Origin of the sequence: Desulfofundulus sp. (assembly GCF_049701015.1) — a bacterium.
In the GTDB taxonomy this organism is placed as follows: Bacteria; Bacillota; Desulfotomaculia; order Desulfotomaculales; family Desulfovirgulaceae; genus Desulfofundulus.
The window spans coordinates 1-1,256 of sequence record NZ_JBNATZ010000401.1; the positions used below are offsets into that span (position 1 = coordinate 1).

The window sequence follows — 1,256 nt, forward strand, 5'->3', positions numbered from 1 at the left end:
ATAATTTCTTCCCGTCCGCTGGTCAGCTTCACCTCCACCAGTTCGTCCTCCTCGTCAAGCTTGATGGCAATAATGCCATCCCGCCGCGAGGTATCAAACTGCTGGAGTTCCGTCTTTTTCACCACGCCAAAGCGGGTGGCCATGAAGAGGTAAAGCCCACTGCTGAATTCACGTACTGGTATAACTGCGGTGATTCGTTCCTGCTGTCCGATGTAAATCAGGTTGACCAGGGCTGTCCCTTTGGCCTGGCGCCCGGCTTCGGGAATTTCGTGAACTTTTAACCGGTAAACTTTCCCTCGATTTGAGAAGAATAAGAAATAGTGGTGCGTGCTGGTAATAAATAGATGTCGTACGAAATCCTCTTCCTTGGTGCCCATGGCCGTAATACCACGGCCGCCGCGTTTCTGACTCCGGTAGGTATCCAGGGGCATGCGTTTGATGTAACCCTGGTTGGTAATGGTGATCACTACCTCTTCCTCCGGAATCAAATCCTCCGCTTCCAGCGTGGTGTCCTCGTCGCTGATCACCGTGCGGCGCGGGTCTGCAAATTTCTGCCTTATTTCCTGGAGTTCTTCTTTAATGATCTGCAATACCTTCTGTTCATCCGCCAGCACACCACGAAGGTACGCGATTCTGGCCAGGAGCTCTTGATACTCCTCTTCCAGTTTATCTCTTTCCAGGCCGGTTAACCGTTGCAGACGCATGTCCAGGATGGCCTGCGCCTGTTTTTCGGAAAGACCGAACTTCTCCATGAGGGCATTTTTAGCTATTTCTACCGTCCGCGAGGCGCGGATGGTATTGATAACCTCATCGATGTGATCCAGGGCAATGCGCAACCCTTCCACTATGTGAGCGCGGGCTTCAGCTTTCTCCAGGTCAAAGCGGGTGCGCCGTACGACCACTTCCTTCTGGTGTTCCAGGTAATGAACCAGCATCTGCCGGAGGTTCAATACCTGGGGCTGGCCGTCCACAAGTGCAAGCATGATCACACCGAAAGTTTCCTGCATCTGCGTATGCTTGTACAGCTGGTTGAGGATCACCCGTGGTTTGGCATCCCGCCGCAACTCGATGACAATGCGCATCCCGCGCCGGTCCGATTCATCCCGCAGGTCTGTAATGCCATCGATTTTCTTTTCCCGGACCAGTTCGGCTATTTTTTCAACAAGACGGGCCTTGTTTACCATAAAGGGCAGTTCGTGCACAATGATGGCGTTTTTATTTACGCCAATCTTTTCCACTGTAGCCTGGGCACGAAC

General features: G+C 52.5%; 1 protein-coding gene. It reads right to left on the bottom strand.

The features are described 5' to 3' along the window. The coding region (locus ACPLUI_RS14850) for a DNA gyrase subunit A (RefSeq protein ID WP_424661015.1) at positions 1-1,256 on the bottom strand (1,256 nt) is incomplete at both ends.